The following is a 24,427-nucleotide window of genomic DNA, read 5'->3' as shown; positions in this document are numbered from 1 at the left end:
CGGGCCGTGTTGTGCTGCTGAGATTTACTGACCGGTGTAGGTCTCAACCTTGGTGATCTTCACCGTGATCTCCTTGCCATTCGGAGCGGTGTACTTCGTGCTCGCGCCGACCTTGAGGCCGAGGATCGCAGCACCGAGCGGGCTCTGCTCGCTGTACACGTCCAGATCCGAGTTGGAAGCGATCTCGCGGTTGCCGAGGAGGAAGACTTCTTCGCCACCGGCGACGGTCGCGGTGATGACGGTTCCGGATTCGACGACTCCGTGGCTTTCGGGAGCGACACCGACGGTGGCATCCCGGAGAAGCTGGGTCAGGGTGCGGATGCGTGCCTCCTGCTTGCCCTGCTCGTCCTTCGCAGCGTGGTAACCGCCGTTTTCCTTGAGATCGCCCTCTTCACGAGCCGATTCGATCTTCTTCGCGATCTCCTCGCGCCCGACAGTGGACAGCATCTCAAGTTCGCCGGCGAGTCTGTCATAAGCATCCTGGGTCAGGAACGTGACCTGAGTGTCAACAGCCATGGCGAACTCCTTACATAAACGGACGCCCTGACGAGGTGCGTCAGGGCGTATCAAAGCGACCCGGCGTTCGGGTATCAGAGGAGCTTATGCCAACCAGCAGCGATAAATCAAACCCGTCGAGGCGAGTTCTGTTGTTGTGAGCGTCTCGGTGAAGGTGCGGGTTCGCTGTTCCGAGCCCGGGATTTCGACGACTTTCCATCCCACGATCGCGAAGGTGTCATTGAGTGCCTGAACAGCGCAATAGCTCGTCGTGCCGGGTTCAACGGACAGTTCGAAGGTGACCTCGACCGTGCGGTCGTCGACGACAACGTGAGCGGTATCGCGGACGTCAAGTGCCGCGGGTCCGACCGCGTCGAGCGCCGCCCACATCACCCAGGCGCAGAAGATAGCCGCGAAGACGCCCCCGACGATCCAGGCCAGACGGCGCTGGCGCTTTTTGGAGTTCGGTGACCGCCCGTATCGTTCGTCAAGAACGGATGTGTCGTGCCCCGTGTTCGAAACCATCAACCCTCATCCTGCGAACGTTAGTCTGTATGGACAAGGCTAATCGCTCCCAGCCTCCGCTCTCTCACCGGAAGACCAGATCACCGTGACCCTTCGCATGCTCTCGGTCCACGCACACCCGGACGACGAGTCCAGTAAAGGTGCAGCGACGAACGCCTACTACCGCTCACGCGGTGTTGAAGTGATGGTCGTCAGTTGCACCGGCGGCGAACGTGGCGACATCCTCAACCCCGAACTCGAAGCCAAAGCGATGGGCGAGCGAGACCTCGCCGGATTGCGTCGCCGTGAGATGGCCGAAGCCGCCCGCATCATGGACATCCAGCACCGCTGGCTGGGATATACCGATTCGGGAATGCGGCGCGAAGACGGAACCCTGCCGCTCAACGCCTTCGCCGCTATTCCCGTCGCCGTGTCTGCCGAACCCCTCGTCCGGATCATCCGCGAGTTCAAGCCGCAGGTCATGGTGACGTACGACGAGAACGGCGGCTATCCGCACCCGGACCACGTGCGTTGCCACGAGGTATCGGTTGCCGCGTACGAGGCCGCCGCCGATGCATCCGCTTACCCCGAGGCCGGCCCGGCCTGGCAGGTCTCCAAGCTGTACTACGACCACATCTTCAACGCTGAGCGCATGCAGGCCAACTTCGATCAGCTGCTCAAGCAGGAGCCGGACTCGCCGCTCGTGGAGCAAATGTCCGAGATGCTTTCCTGGATGAAGGATCGCCCCATCCGCTCGACAACTCATGTGCCTGCCGGAGAGTTCTTCGAGGTTCGCGACGCAGCACTCCGCGCGCACGCCAGCCAGGTGGCCGCTGACTCCAGCTTTTTCTTCTGGTCCAACGACCTGCAGCGAGCGGCGTGGCCGTATGAGGATTTCGAACGGGCGCGCAGCATCGTGCCACCCATTGCGAACGAGAGCGACTTGTTCGCCGGAATTGAGGACACTGAATGAGCGCCAGCTGGAACACCGTGACGGATGCCGCGTGGCGCCTGGCCACGACACCGTCACCGACACCGTCACTTCAGATCGACCCCAACGACGTGACACCCGGTCCGGCAGGCTTCTTCATCATCGCGCTCATCGCGGTGGCCGTCTTCCTCATCGTGTTCGACATGCAGCGCCGGATCCGTCGCGTCAATCATCGCGCCGAGATTCGTGACCGGCTGCAGGCCGAGCTGGACGAGCGTGACGGCGTCACGCCAAGCGCCGAGTCCGACACCGACGCGGGTCCTTCCACCGATCCGCGCCCGGGAGACCGTCCGCTCTAGCGACGGTCCGCCAGCGAGCGGCGCATCTCCAGCTCGTCCCGCGTTGGATCGAGGTTGTACGGAATCCTGCGCCCGGTCAGTTGGTACCCACGGCGTCGGTAGTACGCGATCGCGCGGGAGTTGTCCTCATGCACGTGGAGAGTGAGGGTATCCGCCTGCCCGCGCGCCCAGTCCTCGATCCCGTCGAGGAGAGCATCCGTCACGCCGGCAGACCTGCCGCGAAACCCGGGCGAGACGAAGACACCGACGAGAAGCGGGCCACCGACATCCACGCGATCGACGAACCCGCTCATCGTGCCCACCCAGACACCGGACGTATCGACGGCCACCAGCTGGATACTGTCGGGAGTCGAGCCGCGGTTGGCGCGCATTCGCCACGTCTCATCTGGCAGCGCCTCGGCTTCCTCGATCGTCTCCATGAACGCGTGGGGTGTGTCCCTGAGCATCTCGAGCCGGAGATCCCGAACCCGGTGCCAGTCGTCCACGGTTGGGGAGAGAATCGTCACTGTGCTCACCCGGAAACTCTACGACGCTTCGTCAGGGCACCCCGGCCGCGTCGAGCGTGCGGCGGAACACCGTGGCAGCTTCGCGACCCGCGGATTCCGCGGCGACGAATCCATCGGGGCGGATGAGGTAGAACCGCCCCGGGACCAGCCGGCTGTTCCCTGTGGTCGGGAAATGGTGGAACGGCAGGGACAAGAAGCCGCGCACGCGGACGGCGTCGCGGGGAGAGACCGCACCGTACGCGTGCACCTGCCAGTCGAGGCTTCGGAGAACGTCGAAGTTTGTTCCGGTCCACGGCAGTCGCCTGCCGACCACGGATCCCCGTCGCCCGGTACGCCGTGCCTTCTCGCTCATCCAGTAGTGGATCCGGACCTGTGACACATACTCGAAGAGCCTCGGGGAACCCGGAAGACGCGGCAGGAGACGTACAGCGATCGGGAGGACGAGTGGTACGAGGCGGCGGCGGAGAAACACCGCCGGCCGCGACCTGCTCGTGACCGCCCCGAAGGCACGGTCCGTCGTCGAGATGAGGCGCGATGCGACCGGTCGCCGCTCAGGTTCGTACCGGTCGAGCGTTGATGGTAAATAGCCACGCCTCAGGACTCCCGTGAGTGTGAGCGCGAGGTTGTGGGCATCCTGAAGGCCGGTGTTCATACCTTGTGCCCCGACCGGCGAATGAACGTGCCCCGCATCGCCAGCCAGGAACACGCGGCCCTGTCGGAAGGAGGCCGCCACCCGGTGCGAAATCCGGTAGGTCGAGAACCACGAGGTCGTGTCGTACGTCACCCCGAAGACGGCGGTCAATCTCTCGCGAGCCTCCTTCTCGGTCACAGCCTCTTCGGAACCGGTCAACCGGATCGTCCCCAACAGGCGGACATGCCCGCCCGGACCCATGGGAAAGGTGACGAGAAAGTCGTCCGTGCCCAAACGGACGTTGATTCGGTCGGCGGAGAGTCCGCTCACCCCGTGAGCGTCCGCCACGTAAAACATGTGCTCGTTGGTGACTCCCTCGAAGGGGATGCCGCTGCGTTTGCGCACGAACGACGACGCGCCGTCTGCACCGACACAATACGCGGCGGTAATCGCTCCACGGCCTCCCGGCCCCTCAACGACAGCGTCGATACCGGAGGGTGTGTGGGCAAGGTCCGTCATCGTGTGTCCCCAGAGCACCGTCACGCCGAGTGCCGTCAGCCGGTCAGTGAGAATGCGCTCGGTCCGGGACTGTTCCAGCATATGGATGCCGGGGAACGGTGAGATCCCGGTGCCGAGCTGGCCGATCGGCACCGTGCCGAACGAGCGGCGTTCGAAACCCGGGCTCACGACGGTCGCCGTGGTGGACTGGGAGAGAAATGCATCGGCGATGCCGAGCTGGTCGAGAATCTCGAGCGTCCGTGCCTGGATGCCGAGAGCGCGGGACTCGCGAGTCGGGCCGAGTTTGCGATCCACCACGAGCACATCCACACCGAGTGTTGCGAGCGCGACGGCGAGCAGGAGGCCGGTCGGACCGGCTCCTGCCACGAGTACCTCGGTCGATCGTGCAGGTGGCGCATTCACGCCCCCATGCTGGCACGCTGTGGCGAGGGGCGATAGGCGTCTCATCGTCTTAAACTGATCCTGTCGGTGCAGGTGCACCGGCAGGAAGAAGTGAACGATGCCACTGACCGGCGAATACGAACCGAGTACGAGCACCTGGGCACGGAACCAGGTCGAAGAGTACGAAGCATCCGGGGGCACGAAGGCCACGACGCTGCACGGCCGACCCGTCATCGTCCTCACCACTGTCGGAGCGAAGAGCGGCAAGCTGCGCAAGACGGCACTCATGCGGGTGGAGCACGACGGCGAGTACGCGATCGTTGCGTCGCTGGGAGGCTCACCGAAGCATCCGGTCTGGTACTTCAACGTTCTGGCGAATCCGCACGTCGAGCTGCAGGACAAAACCGAGAAGCACGACTACACGGCGCGTGAAGTATTCGGCGAGGAGAAGGCCACGTGGTGGGAACGCGCAGTCGAGGCGTACCCGCCCTACGCGGACTACCAGGAGAAGACGACGCGGGAGATTCCGGTTTTCGTCCTGACCCGCAGGGACTGACCGGGACTTAGCCGACCGGGTAGGTGGGGTCGATCGCGAGCAACAGGATGCCGATCCAGTGGCATCCGAAAGCGAGCACCGTGCAGGTGTGGAAGATCTCATGGAATCCGAAGTGCCCTGGCACCGGATTCGGCCGCTTCATCGCGTAAACAACGGCACCCCCGGTGTAGAGGAGCCCGCCGACCATGATGAGGATCATCGTCGTCGGGTTCACCAGGAGGATGTCGAAGAGATACATGACCGCGGCCCAGCCGAGGACGATGTACAGCAACACATAGAGCCAGCGAGGCGCGTGCAGCCAGAACATCCGGAACGTGATTCCGATAATCGTGCCTCCCCACACCAGGACCAGCAGCAGGGTGCCCTTCTCCGGGGGAAGCGCGAGCACGGCGACGGGTGTGTAACTTCCCGCGATCAGAAGGAAGATGTTGGCGTGGTCCATCCGCTTGAGCAGAACCTTGGACCGGGGTGACCAGTTGATCCGGTGGTAGAGCGCTGAGATCCCGAAGAGGAGAAGCGAGCTCAGGGCGAAGACCGCTGTGCTCCACTTCGCTGCTGCCCCGTCCGCGAGCGAGATGAGGACAATCCCGCCGACGATGGTGAGGGGGAAAGTGCCCGCGTGGATCCAGCCGCGCCAGGTCGGCTTCGACTCCTCGGGCCGCGCGATGGTGTCATCGAGCAGCGGGATGTTCGGGAGATCCGGACCGGCGGCGTCGTCGCGGGCGACAGCCGCATCCACCTCGGGATCCGGCCCCGCTGACGCCTTTCCTCGAGAGGGATCCGGGCGTGAGGAAGGGAACGACGACTGGGGCATAGATCACAGGATACGCGGCACCCCCGGCTCAAACTGCACTAACGTAACGGTGTGATGAACAGCCAGTCAGAGCCGGGACCCGGGTTTCTCTACAACCTGTACCAGAAGCGGCTTCGCCGCGCCCTCAGCTCGGAGACGCTGCCCCACCACGTCGCCATGATCATCGACGGCAACCGTCGGTGGGCGAAGCAGCTCGGCTACGAAACGGCCGCCCACGGGCACCGTGCCGGCGCCGCAAAGATGCGCGAATTCCTCGAGTGGTGCGACGACCTCGGTGTCAAGGTTGTCACGCTGTATCTGCTCTCGAGCGACAACCTCACCTCCCGCTCACCCGAGGAATTGCACGACCTCATCGAGATCATCGCCGACCTCGCCGAAGAGCTCTCGCACTACCGCAACTGGCGAGTCAAACAGGTCGGCGCAACGGCCGGCTTGCCTGAGCCTCTCGTCGCCGCGCTGAATGCAGCCGACTCCCGCACCGCCCAGAAAAAAGGCATGCACATCAACCTCGCCGTCGGTTACGGAGGACGCACCGAGATCGTGCACGCCATGCGGAGCATCGTCGAAAAACACCACCTCACCGGCGGCAACCTCGAATCCCTCGCGGAGCTCCTTACTCCCGATCTCATCGGCGAGCACCTGTACACGAGTGGCCAGCCGGACCCGGACCTCGTCATCCGGACGTCGGGCGAACAGCGGCTCAGCGACTTCATGCTCTGGCAGAGTGCCCACAGCGAGTTCTACTTCGTTGAAGCCCTCGGGCCCGACCTCCGCGAGGTCGATTTTCTGCGTGCACTCCGCGACTACTCGAGAAGACAACGCCGCTTCGGAGGATGAGAATGACCGGGATCGACGACTACCTGAGCGGATTCGGAGAGGAATCCGGGTATCTCGACTACGGCAGGGTCGGGCCCCTCGCCGGAGCGGTGCAGGCTGAGATCCGTTCGCAGGTCGACCTCCTCGGCCGGGCGCGATACGGCGTGATCGACCAGCTTCACGGGCAGGACGAGCGCATGCGCACCGCAGTCTCCGCTCTCCTCGGATTCCCGCCGGGCAACATCGTCAGCCAGCCCAACACGAGCATGGGGCTCATGCACACGATGTTCGGGATGACCGGCTCGGTGCTGCTGTCTGCGGGGGAGTTCCCCAGCCTCACCGTCGCAGCGGCTCGCGCAGCCGAATCGATGCAGGCGCTCACCCCGACGTGGCTCGAGACCGACCACGGCCGGGTCACCCCACACACCATCCGCGAACAACTGACCCCGTCGATCACAGCCGTTGCCGTGAGCCTCGTCGACACCCGCACCGGGTACCTCGCCGACCTCGATGGCATCCGACAGGTCATCGGTGACCGTCTGCTGATCGTCGACGCGATCCAGGGATTCGGGGTCGCGGACGCTCCGTTCGAGGCGGCGGATGTCGTGGCATCCGGTGGGCAGAAATGGGTGCGGGCGGGCTGGGGAACAGGTTTCCTTGCGCTCAGCGATCGTGCGCTCGAACACCTCGAACCGGTCGTTAGCGGCTACACCGGAACAGATGGGCCCGAACCGTGGGATGTCGTGCCTCCACCGTCGGCGACGGCGCGCGCATACAGTGTCGCCAATCCGGACTTTTCGGCCGAGGCCCGGCTGGCGGCGGCGCTCGAGGAAGTCGTCGGCGCCGGAATGAGGAACATCAGCGCGGCCGTCGCCGACCGCGTCGATGAAGCGCTCAGCCTTGCCGACGAGTTCGCCATCGGTGTCGTCTCGCCCCGCGCCGAACACGAGCGCGCGGGGATCGTCATTCTCGACCCGCCAGAAGACCAGGTGGGGTTGCTCAGTGCATCCCTGCACAACCACGGTGTGACGACCACGATCCGGCAGAACCGGATCCGGCTGAGTGTGCACGCCGGGACCACGAGCGAAACTCTCGGGATGCTCCGCGATTCGTTCGTGTCGTTCTCGACCGCGATTGCATACTGACGCCCGTTCAACTGGCACACAGGGAATGTTTACCTTTCCGCAATGTCAACCCTGCGTGTCGTCGTGGAAACTCCCTGCACCGAGTCGTAACGTCTGAGTTACCAGGCACGGCGCCTGGTCGAGACGGCCACATAAGTTCGACTCGGAACGTACGTGGTCGCACTCGCTGGAGAACCGAACCGAAAGGTTCGGCTGGGAGTGGCAATGACCGCGACACGTACCCACGCACTGCAGCACAACACAGAAGGGCAGCACCAGACCACAACGTCACAATCAGCACCTCAGAAGCAAACCGAGCGTACCTATGTTTTGGATACCTCGGTTTTGTTGTCTGACCCGAAGGCGCTGTTCCGGTTCGCCGAACACAGTGTCGTCATTCCCGTCATCGTCATTTCCGAGCTCGAGAAGAAGCGGAACGATCCGGAGATTGGGTATTTCGCCCGCCAGGCTCTGCGTCTACTCGACGAGTTGCGGGTCGAACATGAACGTCTCGACTTCCCGGTGCCGGTCGGTGACGGCGGGTCCCTCCGCGTGGAACTCAACCACTCCAACATGTCGGTGCTTCCGAGTGGGCTCCAGCTGGGTGACAACGACTCCCGGATTCTCGCCGTGGCGCAAAACCTCGCGAACGATGGGCTCGCCGTGACCGTGGTCTCGAAGGACCTGCCGTTGCGGGTGAAGGCCGCGTCGATCGGGCTGATGGCCGAGGAGTACCTCGCCGAGCAAGCCATCGATTCCGGCTGGACCGGTATGGCCGACATCACGATCTCCGCGAACGCCATGAGCGATCTGTACGAGACGGAAGTCGGGCTCTCGAAAGAGGTCGAGAATCTGCCGGTGAACACGGGTCTCGTGATCCACTCCGACCGAGGATCCGCACTCGGCCGGGTCACCGGCAAACGCGAATTCAAGCTCGTTCGCGGGGACCGGGATGTTTTCGGACTGCACGGCAGGAGCGCAGAACAGCGTCTCGCGATCGAGATGCTGCTTGACCCCGAGATCGGCATTGTCTCTCTGGGAGGTCGAGCCGGGACGGGGAAGTCTGCGCTCGCCCTCTGCGCGGGACTCGAGGCGGTACTCGAACGCCAGCAGCACCGCAAGATCATGGTGTTCCGGCCGCTCTACGCGGTCGGCGGCCAGGAGCTCGGCTACCTGCCAGGGGACCAGGGCGACAAGATGAGCCCGTGGGGCCAGGCGGTGTTCGACACCCTCGGATCGGTCGTGTCGCAGAACGTCCTCGAAGAGGTGATCGACCGCGGCATCCTCGAGGTGCTGCCGCTGACCCACATCCGTGGCCGGTCGCTGCACGATGCCTACGTGATCGTCGACGAGGCACAGTCCCTCGAACGCAACGTGCTGCTGACCGTGCTCTCGCGGATCGGTCAGAACTCCCGCGTCATCCTCACCCACGACGTCGCCCAGCGGGACAATCTCCGGGTGGGTCGCCACGACGGCGTCGCATCCGTCATCGAAACGCTCAAGGGACACGGTCTCTTCGGGCACGTCACCCTGACCCGGTCCGAGCGGAGCTCCATCGCGGCGCTCGTCACCGAACTCCTGGAGGGCAACGAACTCGCCTGACCCGCCGACCGGGCTGTGGATAACCGCCTTCGGGCGCCACAGCCCGGTTAGCGTGTCGGCATGGCGATCGGGACTGAACCGCAGATCACGACGGATGCCGGTGAGCGGCGTGCGCGTCGCACCGGGCGTATCGCGGTCGCCGCGGTGCTCGGGATCCTCGCGATCGTCGCAATCGGTCCGGACGCGCGGCTCCTCGGACCGGGATATCTGGCCTGGGTGAGCGCCGACCTTGCCAGGATCGACATCGAGTCGCATCGGCTGCCGAACCGGCTCGTGCTGCCCGGGTATCCTCTCGCACTCGCCGGGATGGCCGTGCACGGACTGGTCACGGGCTTCGGACCCGCCGCCGCACTCGCGTGCGGTGCCGGGTGGTTCCTGTTCTTCCTGCTGCTGAATCTCGGCGGCGGAATGGGGATGGGAGATGTGAAACTCTCCGGTCTGCTCGGACTGTGCCTCGGCTCGATCGGTGTCGTGCCTGCGGTCGTCGGGATCGCGCTCGCTTTTCTGTTCGGCGGAATCGGCGGCCTGCTCGTGCTCGCGAGGCGGGTTGGCGGGCGTGGAACGCACATTCCTTTCGGACCCTTCTTGCTCGCCGGGTTCTGGGTCACCGTTGCGATTCTGCCGGCACTCGCAACCCCTGTGCACTGAACCGTGGATTGCGCAGCCGCACCCCTAGGCTGGAGCAATGGAACAGCGCACTCTCGGCCGCACCGGCCGCCCCGTCTCAATCATCGGCCTCGGCACCTGGCAGCTCGGCTCGGACTGGGGAACGGTCTCCGAGACCGACGCCCTCGCCGTGCTCGACGCAGCCGTGGCATCCGGGGTCACTCTCTTCGACACCGCCGACGTTTACGGCGACGGCCGCAGCGAGCAGGTCATCGGCAAGTTCCTCGCCGCTAATCCCGGTGTCGACGTGTTCACCGCGACGAAGATGGGTCGGCGTGAAGCGCAGGACCCCGCGAACTTCACCCTCGCCAAGTTCCGGGAGTGGACCGACCGGTCCCGGAAGAACCTCGGTGTCGACCAGCTCGACCTCGTTCAGCTGCACTGCCCGCCCACCCCGGTGTTCTCGACCGATGCTGTGTACGATGCGCTCGACACCCTTGTCGCTGACGGGGTGATCGCCAACTACGGTGTGAGCGTTGAGACCTGCGACGAAGCACTCGCTGCTATCGCGCGTCCGGGAACCGCAAGCGTCCAGATCATCCTCAACGCCTTCCGGCTCAAGCCGCTGGAGCAGGTGCTTCCCGCCGCGAGGGAAGCAGGCGTCGGCATCATCGCGCGCGTGCCGCTGGCTTCAGGTCTGCTCAGCAACCGCTACACGCCGACGACGGAGTTCGCGGCAGACGACCACCGCACCTACAACCGTGACGGCAGCGCCTTCGACGTCGGCGAGACGTTCGCGGGTGTCGACTTCTCGACCGGCGTGCGTGCGGCTGCTGAGCTCGCGGCGTTCGTGCCCGAAGGACTGACTCCAGCGCAGGCTGCCATCGCGTGGGTCAGCCAGCAGGACGGTGTCACGTCGGTGATCCCGGGGGCACGGTCGATCGAGCAGGCGCGGGCCAATGCTGCAGCCGGCGACACCGGTCCGCTGCCCGCTGAATACTTCGACGCCGTCCGCTCGATCTACGACGCTGACATCAAGTCCCAGGTGCACAACCGCTGGTAGCCCTTAACGCGAAATGCCCGGTATCTTGGGTTCTGTGTGAACAGAACCCAAGAAACCGGGCATTTCGATGTGCGGCCTAGCCGGGGTGCGTCATCGACAGGAGGTCGAGCGCGCTGTCGAGCTGCTCCTCGGTGATGTCGCCGCGTTCAACGAACCCGAGGGCCACGACGGCCTCGCGGACGGTGATGCCTTCGGCGACGGAGTGCTTGGCGATCTTGGCCGCCTTCTCGTAGCCGATGATCTTGTTGAGCGGGGTCACGATCGACGGCGACATGCCGGCGAGCGCTTCGGCACGCTCGAGGTTCGCCTCGAGCCCGTCGATCGTTTTGTCAGCGAGCACGCGCGACGCGTTGGACAGCAGGCGGATCGACTCGAGCAGCGCCGTGCCCATCACGGGGATCTGGACGTTGAGTTCGAAGGATCCGGATGCTCCGCCCCAGGCGATCGTCGCGTCGTTGCCGATGACTCGCGAGCAGACCATGAGCACGGCCTCCGGGATGACCGGGTTGACCTTGCCCGGCATGATTGACGAACCGGGCTGCAGGTCGGGAATGTGAAGTTCGCCGAGGCCGGTGTTGGGGCCTGAGGCCATCCAGCGCAGGTCGTTGCAAATCTTCGTGAGGCTCACAGCGATCGTGCGAAGGGCACCGGATGCCTCGACGAGGCCGTCGCGGTTGGCCTGCGCCTCGAAGTGGTCGGCCGCCTCGGTGATCGGGAGCTCGGTGTCGTTCACCAGCAGCTGAATGACGAGCTGTGGGAAGCCGGCGGGGGTGTTGATGCCGGTGCCGACGGCGGTGCCGCCGAGCGGCACCTCGGAGACGCGGGGGAGTGCCGAGCGGACCCTCTCGATGCCGAGACGGACCTGGCGGGCATAGCCGCCGAATTCCTGGCCAAGGGTGACGGGAGTGGCATCCATGAGGTGCGTGCGGCCGCTCTTGACGGCGCTCTTCCACAGCTCGGCCTTGGCCTCGAGGGCAACCGCGAGGTGGTCGAGGGAGGGGATGAGGTCGTCGATGAGAGCGCTGGTCACCGCGATGTGCACCGAGGTGGGGAACACGTCGTTCGAGGACTGTGAGCAGTTCACGTGGTCATTGGGGTGCACCGGCGAGCCGAGCCGCGTCGTCGCGAGGTTGGCGAGGACTTCGTTCATGTTCATGTTCGACGAGGTACCCGAGCCGGTCTGGTAGACGTCGATCGGGAACTGACCGTCGTGACGGCCGGAGATGACCTCGTCGGCTGCTCCACCGATCGCTTCAGCAATGGCGGCGTCGAGAACACCGAGCTGCGCGTTGGCCGCTGCTGCAGCCTTCTTGATCCGCGCCAGCGACGCGATCTGGGCTGACTCGAGCCCGGCACCGGAGATCGGGAAGTTCTCGACAGCGCGCTGCGTCTGGGCGCTGTACAGCGCTGAGGCCGGGACCCGGACCTCGCCCATCGTGTCGTGCTCGATGCGGTACTCGGTTGTGTCTGACACTGTTCGTCTTCTCCTCGTGTGGTGGCGCTACGCTGCGCCGGCGGCCTGTTTGTCGATGTTTCCGATGATGATGTCCGGCACCGCTGTGCCCTCCAGCAGTTTGTAGTTCGCTCCGACGATACCGAGGATTCCGGCGGCGACGGCGTCGCTGATCATCTCTGATCGCTCGAGTAGTTCGGCGACGGTGTCGCGCAGGTGCTCCCGGCCGACTTCGAGTGGGTCGGCGGTCCACGGTTCGACGGCCCGGGCTTTGCCCACGCGCTTCACCGCCGGCACGATCTGCTCGATCAGCGCGTTGATGTGCGGGGGCAGCGGAGTGGCATCCGGGGCGACGGAATCGATCGCGGCGCGGACGGCACCGCACTCGTCGTGGCCGAGCACGACGATGAGTGGCACGTGGAGGATTCCAACGGCGTACTCGAGCGAACCGACGACCGAGTCAGAGATCACCTGGCCGGCGTTGCGGACGACGAACAGGTCGCCGAGGCCCTTGTCGAAGATGATCTCAGCGGCGAGGCGAGAGTCGGAACAGCCGAACAGAACCACATCGGGGTTCTGGATGTGTGCGAGCGACTCACGGCGTTCGACGTCCTGACGAGGATGCCGCGGTTCGCCGGCAACGAAGCGCGCGTTCCCGCGCATCATCACTGACCACGCTTTGTTGGGCCGCAGAGTGGGCATCAGTCGGTTCCTTCCGTCTGGTTGGCAAGAATCTGGTCGGTGAGGGCGGATGCCACGGTGAGGAACTCATCGTCGGATGCTGTCCCAAAGAGAACGAACGTGGAAACACCGGATTCGGTCGCCATCGCGTACTCGACGTTGCCGACGTTCTCCCGGGCACGATTGTCGTAGACCGTCCATTCGACGCCGTCGACCGTGACGGTGGTCGAAGCGGCAGACTGCCGAAGCTGCCCCGCGAGCCAGGTCTCGTTGGCGTCGAAGCCCTGCGTGATCCCGAGGTACTCGTTCGACGGAGTGAGAAGGCCGATGTTCCAGGACGAGACGCCGCCGGAGGAGTCGGTCTCCGCCCGGTTGGCGCTCCAGCTGTCCGGCAATTCGGGGCTCGCGAGCGTGTACTCGGACGTCGCCTGGGCGTCGGAGGCAACCGACCGGTAATCAACCTCGGTCAGGAGGGAACTGTCAGCACGGGGTACGGCCAGCGCAATGATGAGAACGAGGCCGACGCACACCAGAAGAGAGTAGACGAGGTTGTTGATCGTCTTTCTCTTGCGATAGTTACGGGAGTTCTCGGCCTTGCGGTCGGCTGTCTCCTGGGGAGTTTCGGGGCGGCCGAGCTCGGCGACGACCCGCGGCTGTCGACGGAGGGAACTCATTCGGTCTGTTGCGCCTCGCTCGATTGGGTGGCCGCGCGTGCTGCGTCGAGCCGGGCCTTGGCCCCGATCAGCCAGTCCTCGCACCGGCGGGCCAGCGCCTCACCGCGCTCCCAGAGCGCGAGTGACTGCTCGAGGGTGGGTGCTCCCTGCTCGAGTTCCGAGACGACGCGGACGAGTTCATCGCGTGCGTCTTCGTAGCTGAGGCTGGCCACCTCACGGGTTTCTGGCATGGTCCAATCCTATCTAGGGTCGGTGGGCGACGAATCTGCCTGACCATCGGAGTGGGCAGCGATCCTGCCCGACGCAAGGGTGAGGGTGAATGCTGTGCCGGCCGGGGCATCTGTTGCTTCACGGAGGATGTGCCCGTCGGCGCCCTGCGCGATCGCGTAACCGCGATCGAGTGTGCGCTGGGGAGAAAGAGCACGGAGGTGCGAACGCAAGTCCTGAACCTCACGGCCCGAGCGCTCGAGGATCCGGTCGACAAGTTCGGTGCCGCGGGCGACGTATCGCGTGAGCTCCTCCGCACGGGAGTCGATGATCCACGTCGCCGACGCAAGCGCAGGGCGGGATCGCAACTGTCCGATCCGAGCGGTTTCGGTGTGCAGGTACGTCGCGAGCCGTGTGCCGAGGCGCGCGCGGGCCTGGTGGACCCGGGAGAGCTCTTCGGTGACGTCGGGGACGACGCGCTTCGCGGCATCCGTCGGGGTCGATGCCCGCAGGTCGGCGACATCATCGAGCAGGGGTCGGTCGGCTTCGTGCCCGATCGCGCTCACGAGAGGGGTGGTACAGGCGGCAGCGGCGCGCACGAGGCGTTCGTCGCTGAATCCGAGGAGGTTCTGGAAGTCGCCTCCGCCTCGCGCGACGATGATGACATCGACCTCGGGGTCGGCGTCGAGCCGCTTGAGCGCCGAAATGACCTCCGGCACCGTGCGGTCACCCTGAACAGCGGCGTGAATCACGCGGAAATCGACGGCAGGCCAGCGCAACTGCGCGTTGCGGAGCACGTCTTTCTCGGCGTCGGAGTCCCTGGCCGTGATGAGGCCGATGCAGTGGGGGAGGAACGGGAGCCGCTTCTTGCGGGAGAGTTCGAACAGTCCTTCTCCGGCGAGCTGGGTGCGCAACCTCTCGAGCCGCTCGAGGAGGTCGCCGATGCCCACATGCTTCATCTGCAGCACCTGCATCGTGAGCGAACCGCCCTTGACCCAGTAGTTCGGTTTGAGCAGGGCGACGACGTGGTCCCCGTGCTTGAGATCTGCGGGGATACGGGCCTTCACCGATGACCAGATGGTGAAACTCACCGTGGCGTCGCCGCCCAGGTCCTTGAGCTTGCCGTAGACGTTTCCGGCCGAAGTGCCCCACTGGGCGAGTTCACCCTCGACCCACACGGTTCCGAGGCGGTCGATGTAGTCACGGAGCTTCGCACCGAGGAGCCCGACCGGCCACGGATTCTCGACTGTGGCGGGGGAATCCGGCATCCGTTTGCTCGCTCCTTGGTCGTCCAGCATGTGCACAGAGGCAACAGCCTAGAATTGAGGTGTGAGTGACACGACAATCAGCCTGCCCATGCCGAGAATTCCCGGCGTGCGTTCGAGGCTCAAGGATACCCCGGTGGTCGGACATAAGCGGGTGCTGCTAGCTGCACCCCGTGGCTACTGCGCCGGTGTTGACCGTGCCGTCATAGCCGTCGAGAAGGCGATCGAGCACTACGGTGCTCCCGTGTATGTGCGCAAGCAAATCGTGCACAACATCCACGTCGTCTCCGAGCTCGAAAGCAAAGGCGCGATCTTTGTTGAGGAGGTCGATGAGGTCCCCGAGGGGTCTCACATCGTCTTCAGCGCCCACGGTGTTTCGCCCGCCGTGGTCAACGCCGCCTCTGATCGCGGGCTTCAGGCCATCGACGCGACCTGCCCGCTCGTGACCAAGGTTCACCGGGAGGCCGTCCGGTTCGCCCGCGACGACTTCGAGATTCTTCTCATCGGCCACGAAGGCCACGAGGAAGTCGAGGGAACCGCAGGAGAGGCCCCCGAGCACACGACGCTCGTCGGCAGCCCCGACGAAGCCGACACCGTCCAGGTGAAGAACCCCGACAAGGTCGTCTGGCTGTCGCAGACGACGCTCAGCGTCGACGAGACGATGGAGACCGTGCGCCGGCTGCGCACCCGGTTCCCGAATCTGCAGGACCCGCCGAGCGACGACATTTGCTACGCCACGCAGAACCGTCAGGTGGCGATCAAGAAGGTGGCGCAGGATGCCGACCTCGTGATCGTCGTCGGTTCCGCGAACTCGTCCAACTCCGTCCGCCTCGTCGAGGTCGCCCTCGAATACGGCGCGAAAGCCGCATACAGGGTCGACTACGCGAGTGAGATCCGACAGGAATGGATCGAGGGTGTCGAAACCGTGGGTGTGACGAGTGGTGCTTCCGTACCCGAGGTTCTCGTCGACGAGGTCCTCGAGAGCCTTGCTTCGGCGGGATACATGGACGTGCAGGAAGTGAAGACGGCGGAGGAGGACCTGATGTTCTCGCTGCCCAAGGAACTTCGCACCAACCTGAAGGGCGCCAAGAACAAGCAGGCGTCCGGTTGCAACGCGTGAGCGACCCGCAGCGCCCTCGCCCGCAGTTCGGCGAATACGCCACTCCTGAGGAGCAGCGCAACGCGATCAAAGTGCCGCTCGACGACGCCGAGTCGGTGCCCGTTGAGTCGCAGGAGTCCACGTCGAGCCACATCAGTGTGCAAGGCGGGCGAGATGCTTCAGCGACAACGCCGACAGCCGGTCCGAGCGGCGACCGCATCGCGACGATGATCCTTCTCGGGGTCGGGCTGATGACCGTCGTCTTGTCGGCTGCCGCCCTGATGGATCTGCCCACCGCGATCCGCACGACATTCGTTCAACTCGATGTGGGCAATTACACGACCGAGTCGCTCGGATCGGCCATGGGATGGACAGCGCTTCTCGTGCAGGTTGCCCTCTGGATCACGGCGCTCTGGTTGTCGTTGCGTACCCTGCGCAGAGGCCGCAAGGCGTGGTGGATCCCGCTTGTTTTCGGTGTCGCCGCCAACATCGTGATGTTCGGCTGCATCGCGATCGCGATGACCGGTGACCCGGCGTTCGGCGAGTACGTCAGCCGCATGAGCTGACCAGCACCACGAACAAAGACGGATGCCCCGACCACTCGGTCGGGGCATCCGTCATTTTCACAACCGGCTGGCTAGCCCTTCGAGTGGCCAGCGGAACCGAGCTGGCGGGTCGACTCGACGACACGAGCGGCCATGGCGGACTCTGCGACCTTGCCCCAGGCGCGGGGGTCGTAGATCTTCTTGTTTCCGACTTCACCGTCGACCTTGAGCACGCTGTCGTAGTTCTTCAGCATGTAGTCGGCGATCGCGCGGGTGTAGGCGTACTGGGTGTCGGTGTCGATGTTCATCTTGATGACACCGTTCGCGACAGCTTCGGCGATCTCGGCGTCGGTCGAGCCTGATCCGCCGTGGAAGACGAGGTCGAGCGGTTTGGCGCTCGTGCCGTACTTGGCGGCGATGCCTTCCTGGATCTCCTTGAGCAGTTCCGGCTTGAGCTTGACGTTGCCCGGCTTGTAGACGCCGTGCACGTTACCGAAGGTCAGTGCGGCCATGTAGCGGCCCTGGTCGCCGAGGCCGAGAGCCTCAACCGTGGCGATCGCGTCGTCGAGGGTCGTGTAGAGGTGCTCGTTGATGTCGTGGCTGACACCGTCTTCTTCGCCGCCGACGACGCCGATCTCGACCTCGAGGATGGCGTTGATCGCGCGGGTGCGCTTGATCATGTCCTTCGCGATGTCGAGGTTCTCGTCGAGGGGAACAGCCGATCCATCCCACATGTGCGACTGGAAGAGCGGGTTGCGGCCGGCCTTGACTTCTTCTTCGGAGGCGGCGATGAGCGGCATGACGAAGCCGTCGAGCGCGTCCTTCGGGCAGTGGTCCGTGTGCAGTGCAACGGTGATGGGGTAGTTCTTCGCAACCTCGGTGGCGAACTTCGCGAAGGCGATGGCGCCCGCTGCACGGTTCTTCACCGTGTGGCCGGCGAAGTAGTCGGCGCCGCCGGTGGTGACCTGGATGATGCCGTCAGAGCCGGCTTCAGTCAGTCCCTGCAGTACGGAGTTGATGGTCTGTGAGCTCGACACGTTGAACGCGGGGTAGGCGAAGCCCTTCGCCTTTGCGGTGTTCAGCATTTCGGCGTACTGCTCTGGGGTTGCGACGGGCATAGCTTCTCCTTGACGAGATGGATGTCTTCGCCAATCAGTGTAGCGATGCCCCTTCTCGCCGGTTCTCGTGTGTCGGACAGGGCAGGATGGACGAATGACCTCACCCAGCCTGCCCGCGGACGTCCTCGAGGGCTTCGCCCGTGCCACCCGGGATGCTGCCGTCGCAACGCTGGGCCTTTTGGGATCGGGCGACAAGAACGAGGTCGACCGGGTCGCCGTCACCGCGCTGCGCGATGCTCTCGCCGGGATCGACGTCGACGGGCTCGTGCTGGTCGGTGAGGGGGAGAAGGACGAAGCGCCCATGCTTCACCTGGGGGAGAGGTTCGGGAGCGGCACCGGCCCGGCGGTCGACATCGCCGTCGACCCGGTCGACGGCACGCGCCTCGCCGCCGAGAACCTGCCCGGTTCCCTCGCCGTCCTGGCGGTCGCCGCCCGGGGCACTCTCTTCGACATCGGCCCCGCCCACTACATGGAGAAGCTCGTGACGGATGCCTCGGGTGCGTTCCTCGACCTCGATGCGCCGCTCGCAGAGAACCTGTCGAGGCTCGCGTCGGCGCGGGGCACCGCGGTGGGCGATCTCGTCGTCGCGGTGCAGGACCGGCCCAGAAACGACCAGTACGTCGCAGCGGCACGTGCGGCGGGTGCGCGGGTGGACCTCTTCGCCGACGGTGACGTCGAGCGATGCCTGCTCGCCGCGCAGCCCCGCACCGCCATCGACCTTGTCGTCGGCATCGGGGGCGCCCCAGAGGGGGTGCTGACCGCTGCAGCTATCCGGGCTCTCGGCGGCCACATGCAGGGCCGGCTCGCGCCGCAGCGTCGCCGTGAAGCAGCCCGGGTGAGGGACGCCGGGCTGGACCCGTCGCGCGTGCTCGCACTTGATGACCTCTGCTCCGGCGATGCCTGGCTCTTCCTCACCGCGATCACCGACTGCCGGCTGGACTCCGGGCGTCTGCTCCCCGGCGTCCGCCTCGACGGATCCCACGTGGTCACGGCATCGTGGAGCGCAGGTCCGGGGATTCTCCTGCGGAGGACGTCCGCGCGCACATCCGTGCAGTGACGTGACCGGACCGGCATCCCGCCGATAGGGTGGAAATGTCCACGCGAACCCGCCATCGCAACCAACGACGTTCTCGATAGGACCATTGTGAGCCCAGACACCTCTTCCCTGCTGACCCATCCCGACCGCAACCTCGCTCTCGAACTCGTGCGAGCGACCGAGGCGGCCGCGATTCGGGCTGTTCCATACATCGGGCGGGGTGACAAGCTCGCAGCGGACGGCGCCGCCGTTGACGCGATGCGGGCCTTCCTCGGCACGGTGAACTTCGACGGTGTCGTGGTTATCGGCGAGGGCGAGAAGGACGAAGCGCCCATGCTCTATAACGGGGAGCGGGTCGGCAACGGGCGTGGCCCGTCGTGTGACATCGCCGTCGATCCGATCGACGGCACGAGCCTCACCGCTGCCGGGCGTCAGAACGCGTTGTCGATGATCGCGGTCTCGGATCGCGGGACGATGCTCGACGCTTCGAGCGTGTTCTACATGGACAAGATCGTCACGGGGCCCGAGGGAATCGGGATCGTCGACATCCGGAATCCGATTGGTGACAACATCCGTGCGCTCGCGAAAGCGAAGGGCAAGGAGGTCGGGGACATGACGATTGCGATCCTTGACCGCCCGCGCCACGCGCAACTGATCGACGAGGTGCGTGCTGCTGGTGCTGGAACGCGACTGATGCTCGACGGTGATGTCGCGGGTGGGATCAACGCGGTTCGGTACGGAACCCGCATCGACATGTGTGTCGGCATCGGCGGAAGCCCCGAGGGGATCGTCACGGCGTGTGCGGTGAAGGCCCTGGGCGGGTTCATCCAGGGTGTGCTCGCGCCGAAGGATGACGTCGAACGCCAGCGCGGAATCGACGCCGGACTCAAGATGGATCACGTGTACGAAGCAGACGAGCTCGTCAGCAGCGACAACACCTTCTTCGTTGCCACAGGTGTCACCGACGGTGGACTTGTTGCCGGGGTGCGCCGGATGGGCCCGATCATCCGGACCGAGAGCGTCGTTCTGCGGTCGAAGTCGGGCACGATCCGCCGGATCAGTGCCGACCACCTCGCCGCGAAGTGGTTGTAGCCGCGGCGGTCACTGCCTGACGGCGCCGTTCGTGCCCGGCAGGGGGTTGCTCGGCCACTTTTGGCTGTGGTGGCCCGCTGCTCGGTCACTTTCGGCTGGAGTTTGTTGAGTGTTTCGACCATTTGTGACCGGGCAGCGGGAGGGCGACCACTGCTAACCGAGCAGCGCGGCGCGTGACCGCGAGGCGTGTGACGGCTGCTACTTCTCGTCGGCGACCGGCGCCGGCCGCGCCGACTCGGCCGCCGCACGATCGCGCACGTGCGGTGGGATGACGCTGTCGTGCACGGACGCTGCATCGAGCACCGTGGAGGGGTCGACGTGGAGCCCGCCGCCGGCATCCAGCTCGGAGACGAGTTCGATAGCCGCGAGGTCACGCGCCGTGTCTTCGAGCGGAGCGAGTGCGGGAATCGTCTTCGACTCATCGAGAACGTTGAGCTTGCGCGCCGACGGCAAGACCTGGCGTTCGAGCGACCCGACGAAGCGGTTGTAGTCGGTCACCGTCGCCTTCACCGAACGACCGAGCTTGTCGATGTGCCCGGCCATCGTCGAGAGTCGGCCGTACAGTTCGCGGCTGAGATCGAAGAGAGTCTTCGCCTCCTGCGAGACGACGTCCTGCTGCCAGCTGAACGCCACAGTCTTGAGCACCGACCACAGGGTGACGGGGGAGGAGAGGGCAACGCGCTTGCTGAACGCGAACTCCATGATGGTGGGGTCGGCTTCGAGGGCGCTCGAGACGAGCGACTCGCTCGGGATGAACGCGATGACCATCTCAGGGCTGGCATCCAGGCCGTCCCAATAGGTCTTGCTGCCGAGCGCGACGATGTGGTTGCGCACCGCCTTCACGTGGTCCTTCATCAGCTGGGCACGCCGCGCGAGTTCGGGTTCGGATGCCGTCAGCGGGATGGCGCTCGCCTCGATGTACGAGCTGAACGGAACTTTGGCATCCACGGCGATACTCTTGCCGCCGGGCAGGTACACGACCATGTCTGGCCGGCCGGCCCCGCTGTCGCTCGTGATGCTCGACTGCACGTCGAAGTTGACCCGCTCGAGGAGCCCCGCTGCTTCAACAACGCTGCGGAGTTGGGTCTCTCCCCAGACACCGCGCGTCGAGTTGTTGTTGAGGGCAGCGGCCAGAGACTCGGCAGTGGACCGCAGCCGTTCCTCGGACTCGGTCGCGCTCCGCAGCTGCTGCGCGAGCTCACCGTGCTGACGAGTGCGCTGCGTCTCGAGTTCGGCGACCTTCTGTTGCATCTCCTGCAGGCTCTCGCGTACCGGTGCCAGCGCCTGCAGCACGAGGCTCTCGGAGCGGACGCGCTCGGCCTCCTGTTCGCGTTCACTCCGGTGCCGGTCGACGAGATCCTGGTATTGCTCGCGCTGGGCATCGACCCGCTCCTGCAGGGCGTCGGCCCGTGTCTCCGCACGGGCGAGGAGTTCGGAGAGCTGCGCGTGCCGCTCGGCCTCGACGGCGCGGAGCCGGGCCAGCTCGGATTCGTGCCGTGCTTCTGCCACGGGACCCGTGGCATCCGCCCCGGACCGGCGGGAACGCACGACGACGAGCGTCGCGAGTGCACCGAGGACGGCGCCGAGCAGTAGTCCGAGCACGAGGGTGAGGAGAGGGTCCATGCCCCCAGTGTGTACCCGACCGCCGACACGGTGCGGGCACCGCTGCCCGCGCGCCACAATCCGTGCCTTGGAGGGACGCAACCTGCTCCCACGCGCGCGTTTGGCAGCGTTTTGCGTCCCTCGAACGGTGCCGCAACATCCGCACGGCGCCATGAAGGACTCGATACGATCGAGCAATGGCTTCGTGGCGCGTGTACCTCTTCCTCGTGCTGGCCACCCTGTTCTGGTCGGGCAATTACGTCGTCGGCAATCTCCTCGCCGGCGACATCACACCGCTGCAGCTCACGGCGATCCGCTGGGCCGTCGCCGCGCCCCTGCTCATCGTGTTCGCCACCATGCTCGAGCGGCCGAACTGGCGCGAAGCCTTTCGGGAGTGGCCGATGCATCTGCTGCAGGCATCGCTCGGCCTGGTCGCATTCTGCCTGTTCAGCTACGAAGCCCTCGCGCGCACAACAGCTCTCGATACCGCGCTCGTCGGCGCCACCAATCCGGTGGTCATCGCCGTCGTCGCCGCGCTGATCATCCGGCAGCGGATGCGCCGCAGCAGCATCGCGGGACTCCTCATCTCCCTGCTCGGCGTCCTCCTCATCCTCACCCACGGCCGGTTGCTCGAGGTGTTCACGACGGAGTACAACGTCGGCGGGCTGTTCATGCTCGGCGCTGTCGCCGTGTGGAGCGCATACACGATCATCGGACGGACGCTCAAGACCAGCCCCGTGACATCCGCTGCGGTCCAGGCGGTGATGGCGGCCGTCGCGCTCGCCCCGATCGCGCTCGCCATCGGCGGACCGGTCACCCTCGACACCGCCGGCTGGTGGGGCGTGTTGTACATCTGTATCTTCCCGTCGGTGCTGAGCCTCATGCTCTGGAACATCTCGGTCAAGAGAATCGGCGCAGCGCGAGCCGGGATCTACCTCAACCTGATGCCCGTGTTCACCGCCCTGATCGCTCTCGCCATGGGCACGCCGATTACCCTGGTGCAGCTGCTCGGCGGCGCTCTCGTGATCACCGGGGTGTGGTTGACGAGCCGTCCTGCGCGAGGGGAGCGAAGCATCCCGACGCCGTCGACCGCCGCTGGCGCAGGGATCTCGGAGTCCGGGCCGGTACGATAGACCCTTGTGGCTCTAACTATCGGAATCGTCGGTCTCCCCAACGTCGGCAAGTCAACCCTTTTCAACGCGCTCACCAAGAACTCGGTGCTCGCGGCAAACTACCCGTTTGCCACGATCGAACCGAACGTGGGTGTCGTGAACCTCCCCGACTCCCGCCTGCCGGTTCTCGCTGAGATCTTCGGCAGCGAACGCATCCTGCCCGCCGCTGTGTCGTTCGTCGACATCGCCGGCATCGTGCGTGGCGCGAGTGAGGGGGAGGGGCTCGGCAACAAGTTCCTCGCCAACATCCGAGAAGCGGATGCCATCGCCCAGGTCGTTCGCGGATTCTCCGACGAAGACGTCATCCACGTCGACGGCGCGGTCAACCCGGCCGGCGACATGGAGACCATCAACACCGAACTGATCCTCGCCGACCTCGAGACGATCGAGAAGGCGCTGCCGCGCTTCGAGAAGGATGTCAAGGGCAAGCGACTCGACCCGGCCGTGCTGTCGACAGCTCTGGCAGCGAAGGAGTACCTCGACACCGGGAAGCCCCTGTCGAGCTCCGGTCTCGACCTCGAGCCGATCAAAGAACTCGGGCTGCTGACCTCGAAGCCGTTCATTTACGTCTTCAACATCGACGAGGGTGTGCTGCAGGACGACGTGAAGCTTGCCGAGCTCGCCGCTCTCGTCGCGCCCGCGCAGGCAATCTTCCTCGACGCCAAGCTCGAATCCGAGCTCATCGACCTCGACGCCGCTGAAGCCGCTGAACTTCTCGAGTCGACCGGCCAGGCCGAGTCCGGTCTCGACCAGCTAGCGCGGATCGGATTCGACACGCTGGGGCTCCAGACCTACCTCACGGCGGGCCCGAAAGAGACCCGTGCCTGGACGATCCCCAAGGGCGCCAAGGCGCCTCAGGCAGCCGGCGTCATCCACACGGACTTCGAGCGTGGCTTCATCAAGGCCGAAATCATTTCGTTCGAGGACCTTGTCGCCACCGGTTCCGTCGCCGAAGCTCGGGCCAAGGGTAAGGCCCGCATGGAGGGCAAGGACTACGTCATGGCCGATGGCGACGTGGTGGAGTTCCGGCATGGAGGGGCATCAGGCTCCGGAGCCAAAAAGGCGAACTAAGCGCCCCGCAACGCTCAGATCATCCTTCACTTAAAAACGACAATCTGAACGTTCGCCAGAGACGGAAATGTGCGACGTCACTGACGTGTGTGTCCGTATGGGGCTCCAAAGTGGGAATCCGTTTCGGGCGGGTCTTGCGGGACTGGGCTGGCCTGACGGTCCAAGGGTCCACCGTGCATGGTCGGGGCGAGCCGGATGAGGTCCGTGTACCGGTGGGCGTCCCAACATGTCACCTAGGGCGATCGGTCTTATCTACCCCGACCGCTGACAACTACGGCCGCCCTCAGGGCCGTGGTAGCGCGCCCACGATGTACATCACCTTCCACGCACTCATCGTTAACCCACGATCCTTCACGCACTCATCGTCAGCCCACGACCCTTCGACACCCGTTCCTCCTCCACCGCCGATCATCATGGGTTCCCCGGAACGTGCCACGACCATCCCTGTAGCGTCGAGGACCTCGAAGTCATCGCTATCGCCTCTGACCGTGTAGCCGCGCGGCCA

26 protein-coding genes are annotated in these 24,427 nt (G+C 65.2%); 14 read left to right on the top strand and 12 right to left on the bottom strand.

Features of this window, described 5'->3' with window-relative positions:
* Window positions 1-24 precede the first annotated feature (24 nt).
* Together greA and ACWA1Q_RS10065 are read right to left on the bottom strand one after the other, a co-directional pair.
* Window positions 25-516 carry a transcription elongation factor GreA gene (greA, locus tag ACWA1Q_RS10070; protein WP_121673511.1) on the bottom strand — a complete coding sequence of 164 codons (492 nt, stop codon included), beginning with the start codon at window positions 514-516 and terminating at the stop codon, window positions 25-27.
* A gap of 84 nt (window positions 517-600) precedes the next feature.
* Complete coding sequence (locus ACWA1Q_RS10065; RefSeq protein ID WP_463757077.1) at window positions 601-1,020, bottom strand: DUF4307 domain-containing protein; 420 nt, start codon at window positions 1,018-1,020, stop codon at window positions 601-603.
* An 85-nt stretch (window positions 1,021-1,105) separates the two neighbouring features.
* Here ACWA1Q_RS10065 and mca point away from each other — a divergent pair, with 85 nt between their 5' ends.
* Together mca and ACWA1Q_RS10055 are read left to right on the top strand one after the other, a co-directional pair.
* Window positions 1,106-1,972 (top strand): mycothiol conjugate amidase Mca, encoded by an 867-nt coding sequence (gene mca, locus ACWA1Q_RS10060; RefSeq protein ID WP_463757075.1) that lies wholly within the window; start codon window positions 1,106-1,108, stop codon window positions 1,970-1,972.
* Window positions 1,969-2,289, top strand: coding sequence for a hypothetical protein (locus ACWA1Q_RS10055; protein ID WP_463757074.1), 321 nt, complete (start codon window positions 1,969-1,971; stop codon window positions 2,287-2,289). The genes mca and ACWA1Q_RS10055 overlap by 4 nt, the downstream gene beginning before the upstream one ends.
* Here ACWA1Q_RS10055 and ACWA1Q_RS10050 read toward each other — a convergent pair.
* A complete protein-coding gene (locus ACWA1Q_RS10050) occupies window positions 2,286-2,804 on the bottom strand; it encodes a GNAT family N-acetyltransferase (RefSeq protein ID WP_463757072.1) in 519 nt (172 codons plus the stop codon). The two genes, ACWA1Q_RS10055 and ACWA1Q_RS10050, sit on opposite strands and share 4 nt — an antisense overlap.
* A 22-nt stretch (window positions 2,805-2,826) precedes the next feature.
* On the bottom strand, window positions 2,827-4,347 hold the full coding sequence (locus tag ACWA1Q_RS10045) for an FAD-dependent monooxygenase (protein WP_463757071.1): 1,521 nt from the start codon (window positions 4,345-4,347) through the stop codon (window positions 2,827-2,829).
* A 97-nt stretch (window positions 4,348-4,444) separates the two neighbouring features.
* Between ACWA1Q_RS10045 and ACWA1Q_RS10040 the strand changes: the two genes are divergently transcribed.
* Window positions 4,445-4,882: a nitroreductase family deazaflavin-dependent oxidoreductase gene (locus ACWA1Q_RS10040; protein ID WP_463757070.1), complete on the top strand. Its 438-nt coding sequence runs from the start codon at window positions 4,445-4,447 to the stop codon at window positions 4,880-4,882.
* A 7-nt stretch (window positions 4,883-4,889) separates the two neighbouring features.
* Here the strand turns inward: ACWA1Q_RS10040 and trhA are convergent, their stop codons facing one another.
* Entirely contained in the window at window positions 4,890-5,696 is an 807-nt protein-coding gene (gene trhA / locus ACWA1Q_RS10035; RefSeq protein WP_463757068.1) for a PAQR family membrane homeostasis protein TrhA, read from the bottom strand.
* Between the two features lie 54 nt (window positions 5,697-5,750).
* On the opposite strand from trhA, the gene ACWA1Q_RS10030 reads away from it, so the two are divergent.
* From ACWA1Q_RS10030 to ACWA1Q_RS10010, 5 genes are all read left to right on the top strand, one after another.
* Window positions 5,751-6,533 (top strand): isoprenyl transferase, encoded by a 783-nt coding sequence (locus tag ACWA1Q_RS10030; RefSeq protein ID WP_463760840.1) that lies wholly within the window; start codon window positions 5,751-5,753, stop codon window positions 6,531-6,533.
* Window positions 6,534-6,535: 2 nt separating this feature from the next.
* Window positions 6,536-7,657 (top strand): aminotransferase class V-fold PLP-dependent enzyme, encoded by a 1,122-nt coding sequence (locus tag ACWA1Q_RS10025; protein WP_463757067.1) that lies wholly within the window; start codon window positions 6,536-6,538, stop codon window positions 7,655-7,657.
* 204 nt (window positions 7,658-7,861) lie between these two features.
* On the top strand, window positions 7,862-9,238 hold the full coding sequence (locus tag ACWA1Q_RS10020; RefSeq protein ID WP_463757065.1) for a PhoH family protein: 1,377 nt from the start codon (window positions 7,862-7,864) through the stop codon (window positions 9,236-9,238).
* A gap of 60 nt (window positions 9,239-9,298) precedes the next feature.
* Window positions 9,299-9,886, top strand: a complete 588-nt coding sequence (locus tag ACWA1Q_RS10015; protein ID WP_463757064.1) for a prepilin peptidase — start codon at window positions 9,299-9,301, stop codon at window positions 9,884-9,886.
* A 37-nt stretch (window positions 9,887-9,923) separates the two neighbouring features.
* Window positions 9,924-10,907: an aldo/keto reductase gene (locus ACWA1Q_RS10010; protein WP_463757062.1), complete on the top strand. Its 984-nt coding sequence runs from the start codon at window positions 9,924-9,926 to the stop codon at window positions 10,905-10,907.
* A 76-nt stretch (window positions 10,908-10,983) separates the two neighbouring features.
* Here ACWA1Q_RS10010 and ACWA1Q_RS10005 read toward each other — a convergent pair whose 3' ends face one another.
* From ACWA1Q_RS10005 to xseA, 5 genes are all read right to left on the bottom strand, one after another.
* Window positions 10,984-12,342, bottom strand: coding sequence for a class II fumarate hydratase (locus tag ACWA1Q_RS10005; RefSeq protein ID WP_463760839.1), 1,359 nt, complete (start codon window positions 12,340-12,342; stop codon window positions 10,984-10,986).
* Between the two features lie 66 nt (window positions 12,343-12,408).
* Window positions 12,409-13,062, bottom strand: a complete 654-nt coding sequence (locus ACWA1Q_RS10000; protein WP_463757060.1) for a carbonic anhydrase — start codon at window positions 13,060-13,062, stop codon at window positions 12,409-12,411.
* Window positions 13,062-13,715 carry a DUF4245 domain-containing protein gene (locus ACWA1Q_RS09995; RefSeq protein ID WP_463757058.1) on the bottom strand — a complete coding sequence of 218 codons (654 nt, stop codon included), beginning with the start codon at window positions 13,713-13,715 and terminating at the stop codon, window positions 13,062-13,064. The genes ACWA1Q_RS10000 and ACWA1Q_RS09995 overlap by 1 nt, the downstream gene beginning before the upstream one ends.
* On the bottom strand, window positions 13,712-13,945 hold the full coding sequence (locus ACWA1Q_RS09990; RefSeq protein WP_463757057.1) for an exodeoxyribonuclease VII small subunit: 234 nt from the start codon (window positions 13,943-13,945) through the stop codon (window positions 13,712-13,714). The genes ACWA1Q_RS09995 and ACWA1Q_RS09990 overlap by 4 nt, the downstream gene beginning before the upstream one ends.
* Before the next feature lie 9 nt (window positions 13,946-13,954).
* Window positions 13,955-15,220 carry an exodeoxyribonuclease VII large subunit gene (gene xseA / locus ACWA1Q_RS09985; RefSeq protein ID WP_463757055.1) on the bottom strand — a complete coding sequence of 422 codons (1,266 nt, stop codon included), beginning with the start codon at window positions 15,218-15,220 and terminating at the stop codon, window positions 13,955-13,957.
* 58 nt (window positions 15,221-15,278) lie between these two features.
* Here xseA and ACWA1Q_RS09980 point away from each other — a divergent pair, with 58 nt between their 5' ends.
* Both ACWA1Q_RS09980 and ACWA1Q_RS09975 read left to right on the top strand, forming a co-directional pair.
* The gene (locus ACWA1Q_RS09980; RefSeq protein WP_463760837.1) at window positions 15,279-16,307 is read left to right on the top strand and encodes a 4-hydroxy-3-methylbut-2-enyl diphosphate reductase; all 1,029 of its coding nucleotides are present in this window, start codon (window positions 15,279-15,281) and stop codon (window positions 16,305-16,307) included.
* Window positions 16,304-16,852 carry a DUF6264 family protein gene (locus ACWA1Q_RS09975; RefSeq protein WP_463757054.1) on the top strand — a complete coding sequence of 183 codons (549 nt, stop codon included), beginning with the start codon at window positions 16,304-16,306 and terminating at the stop codon, window positions 16,850-16,852. Before ACWA1Q_RS09980 ends, ACWA1Q_RS09975 begins: the two co-directional genes overlap by 4 nt.
* Window positions 16,853-16,923: 71 nt before the next feature.
* On the opposite strand, the gene fbaA is transcribed toward ACWA1Q_RS09975, so the two are convergent.
* Entirely contained in the window at window positions 16,924-17,949 is a 1,026-nt protein-coding gene (gene fbaA / locus ACWA1Q_RS09970) for a class II fructose-bisphosphate aldolase (RefSeq protein WP_463757053.1), read from the bottom strand.
* Between the two features lie 94 nt (window positions 17,950-18,043).
* On the opposite strand from fbaA, the gene glpX (ACWA1Q_RS09965) reads away from it, so the two are divergent.
* Both glpX (ACWA1Q_RS09965) and glpX (ACWA1Q_RS09960) read left to right on the top strand, forming a co-directional pair.
* Window positions 18,044-19,006, top strand: a complete 963-nt coding sequence (gene glpX, locus ACWA1Q_RS09965; protein WP_463757051.1) for a class II fructose-bisphosphatase — start codon at window positions 18,044-18,046, stop codon at window positions 19,004-19,006.
* Between the two features lie 84 nt (window positions 19,007-19,090).
* The gene (gene glpX, locus ACWA1Q_RS09960; RefSeq protein ID WP_463760835.1) at window positions 19,091-20,077 is read left to right on the top strand and encodes a class II fructose-bisphosphatase; all 987 of its coding nucleotides are present in this window, start codon (window positions 19,091-19,093) and stop codon (window positions 20,075-20,077) included.
* Between the two features lie 198 nt (window positions 20,078-20,275).
* On the opposite strand, the gene ACWA1Q_RS09955 is transcribed toward glpX (ACWA1Q_RS09960), so the two are convergent.
* Window positions 20,276-21,700, bottom strand: coding sequence for a DNA recombination protein RmuC (locus tag ACWA1Q_RS09955; RefSeq protein ID WP_463757050.1), 1,425 nt, complete (start codon window positions 21,698-21,700; stop codon window positions 20,276-20,278).
* A gap of 176 nt (window positions 21,701-21,876) precedes the next feature.
* Between ACWA1Q_RS09955 and ACWA1Q_RS09950 the strand changes: the two genes are divergently transcribed.
* Both ACWA1Q_RS09950 and ychF read left to right on the top strand, forming a co-directional pair.
* Window positions 21,877-22,812 carry a DMT family transporter gene (locus tag ACWA1Q_RS09950; protein WP_463757049.1) on the top strand — a complete coding sequence of 312 codons (936 nt, stop codon included), beginning with the start codon at window positions 21,877-21,879 and terminating at the stop codon, window positions 22,810-22,812.
* Between the two features lie 6 nt (window positions 22,813-22,818).
* Window positions 22,819-23,922, top strand: coding sequence for a redox-regulated ATPase YchF (gene ychF, locus ACWA1Q_RS09945; protein WP_463757047.1), 1,104 nt, complete (start codon window positions 22,819-22,821; stop codon window positions 23,920-23,922).
* Window positions 23,923-24,427 lie beyond the last annotated feature (505 nt).

The organism is Mycetocola sp. TRD_SC_2, assembly GCF_055361225.1.
Note: the sequence above shows the minus strand (reverse complement) of the source record. Positions and strands in the feature narration are given on the sequence as shown.